This window comes from Polynucleobacter sp. 35-46-11 (genome assembly GCF_002281105.1).
Genome location: NZ_NCFJ01000316.1, coordinates 1 through 2,983 on the forward strand (window position 1 = coordinate 1; position 2,983 = coordinate 2,983).

Annotated in this window: 2 protein-coding genes and 1 pseudogene; 1 reads left to right on the forward strand and 2 read right to left on the reverse strand. The window is 47.0% G+C overall.

The features are described from left to right. Window positions 1-507 (forward strand): annotated as a pseudogene (locus B7Y67_RS14155) (bifunctional uridylyltransferase/uridylyl-removing protein); the annotation flags it as partial. A gap of 2 nt (window positions 508-509) precedes the next feature. Here the strand turns inward: B7Y67_RS14155 and B7Y67_RS14160 are convergent. Together B7Y67_RS14160 and ligA are read right to left on the reverse strand one after the other, a co-directional pair. Continuing rightward, window positions 510-998, reverse strand: a complete 489-nt coding sequence (locus tag B7Y67_RS14160) for an NUDIX domain-containing protein (protein ID WP_293599198.1) — start codon at window positions 996-998, stop codon at window positions 510-512. 73 nt (window positions 999-1,071) lie between these two features. After that, window positions 1,072-2,983, reverse strand: a 1,912-nt coding sequence (gene ligA, locus B7Y67_RS14165; RefSeq protein WP_293599199.1) for an NAD-dependent DNA ligase LigA, incomplete at its 5' end; no start/stop codon positions are given.

A 2,983-nucleotide genomic window follows, 5' to 3' on the forward strand; every position in this document is an offset into this window, starting at 1 on the left:
GCCAGAATTTGCGCCTACTTTGAGCGCCACGGTTTCTCGATTTGGGATGCCCGCATTCATACGACGAAGCATGGGTATGCACTGGATACTTTCCAGATCTCTGGCAGTAACTTAGTTGATGAAGGCGGCAGTTACCGCGACCTCATTCAGCTGGTTGAATATGAGCTAACAGCTGCATTGCAAAACAGCGATCCTTTGCCATCTCCCAGCATGGGAAGGCTCTCAAGACAGTCTCGCACCTTCCCAATCCAACCACGTGTGCACATGATCCCGGATGAACGCGGTCAGTACTATGCACTCTCCCTTTCCGCAAGTGATCGCACCGGCTTACTCTATGCAATCTCTAGAGTCTTGGCTAAGCACCAAGTCTCATTACACACTGCGCGCATCAATACCTTGGGCGAGCGCGTAGAAGACGTTTTCCTATTGGATGCGGCTAACTTGAGCAAGAACCCTAAACTGCAGATCTTATTGGAAACGGATTTGCTAGAGGCATTAGGGGTCTAAGCTTAATCTTGTAGCTTTTGTAATGCCCGTTTAATACGCGGGCTAGTAATTTGATCAAAAGATACCCAAGCCTTTTCAATCCCCTCGGGAGATTCTCGCTCTTCAATCATCTGCAATACAAATAAAAGATCAATGTGCAAATGCTCGCCCTCTCCTTTTTTTGGATTCTCGGGTATCTCATGCAGATCAATATCTACAGGATCTAAGAATCCACTGAAAGATTGACAAACTACGCCAGTCTCTTCAAAGACCTCACGAATTGCTGCCTGAATAGGCTCCTCTCCATGATCAATATGGCCACCAGGCTGTAACCATTGCCTGATGTACGGATGGAAAATAAGGAGAACGCTATCATCCTTGATAACCAAACCACTTGCTGTGATGTGACCCTGCTTGATGGATCGTGAATAAGGGTCACTTGAAGAGAGAACCAGATCGCAGACAGCCTTAAGTGGCGAGTGGGTAGCTGCAGAAGATATGAGATCAAGCATGTTGGCGGGCAAAGAATGAAATCTTATTAAAAGAATCTACCAGCGCAAAGCCGATTATTCAGTAGGAATCCCCCTACTTAAGAAGATCCACCATAGCTGCCTCATCAATAACGGGAATGCCAAGCTCTTCTGCTTTAGTGAGTTTGCTTCCCGCGTCTGTACCCGCTACTACATAGTCTGTTTTCTTGGAGACTGAACCCGCAACTTTTGCGCCTGCTTTTTCAAGAAGATCTTTGGCTTCATCCCTTGTCATAGTTGGGAATGTACCTGTGAGTACAAAGGTTTTACCTGCAACGGCGGCGCTGATGACTTTTTCTTCGACGGAGAGTTGCATACCTGAAGCCAAGAGTTGCTCAATGACTTCGCGGTTATGAGCCTCTTCCATAAAGCTGGTGATGGAGTCGGCCACTACAGGGCCAACATCTTTTACTGTTAGCAAGTCTTCGAGCGTAGCATCCATAAGGGCATGCATGGACTGATAGTGATTAGCCAGATCTTTAGCGGTGGTTTCACCGACGTGGCGAATGCCCAAGGCAAATATAAATCTAGCTAGCGTCGTGCTTCTAGATTGATTGATTGCTGCAATAAGATTATCGGCAGACTTTTCACCCATACGCTCCAAGTTGGCGATTGCAGTAAAACCAAGGCGATAGAGATCAGCTGGCGTTCTCACAAGATTGTGATCAACTAACTGGTCAACAATCTTCTCTCCTAGACCTTCAATATCTAATGCACGTCTATGTGCAAAATGGATTAATGCCTGCTTACGCTGCGCGCCGCAGAATAGCCCGCCACTGCAACGTGCGACTGCTTCGTCTGCCAAACGCTCTATATGTGAATCACATACGGGGCAGTTTGTTGGCATTACAAATTCTGTTGCATTGGCAGGTCTACGCTCTTTAACCACTGAAACTACTTCAGGAATCACATCTCCCGCCCTTCTAACGGAAACGGTATCGCCAATACGCACATCTTTACGTTTGACTTCATCTTCATTATGGAGAGTAGCGTTCGTCACGGTGACTCCACCGACCTCCACGGGAGCAAGCCTTGCGACTGGTGTGATGGCGCCTGTACGTCCTACTTGCACATCAATGCCAAGCACGGTTGTTAAGGCCTCTTGCGCTGGAAACTTATGAGCCAATGCAAAACGTGGGGCTCTAGAAACAAAGCCCAACTTGGACTGTTCTGCAAACGAGTTGACCTTATAGACCACACCATCAATATCGTAAGGCAAAGAATCGCGCTTGGCACCAACTACCTCATAGAAAGCCAATATCTCATCTACAGATTTGAGTACTCGGCGCTCCGAACAAACTGGTAATCCCAGTTTGACGTAAGCATTGAGTAATTCTTCATGCGTTTTGGGGAGCCAAGATTGTGGTTCTAGCGCTCCAAATCCATAAGCAAAGAATGAGAGCGGTCTTTTGGCGGTGATCTTGGAATCGAGTTGGCGCAGACTGCCTGCTGCAGCATTGCGGGGATTGGCAAACTCTTTTTCACCTTGAGATGCTGCTTGCGCATTCATTTTCTGGAAGTCTTTGAGGTACATAAAGACTTCACCGCGTACCTCTAATACAGCAGGAATATTGTTACCAGATAGTTTTAATGGAATTGCACGAATAGTTTTGATGTTCGCTGTGACATCCTCACCGCTAGCACCATCACCACGCGTAGCAGCCCTAACTAGTGAGCCATACTCGTAACGAAGTGAGATTGCTAAGCCATCAAATTTGAGTTCGCCCGCATAGTCCACTTGGTCAACATGAAGGCCTTCACGACAACGACGATCAAAGGCAATGAGCTCAACATCTTCAAACGCATTGTTTAAAGACAGCATGGGCACTGTATGCGTAACCGAATCAAATTCTTTAAGTGCAGTGCCACCAACTCTTTGGGAGAGCGAATCAGAAGTAAGCCACTCAGGATGAGCAGCCTCAATATCGATCAACTCTCGATAAAGACGATCGTATTCGCTATCAGGG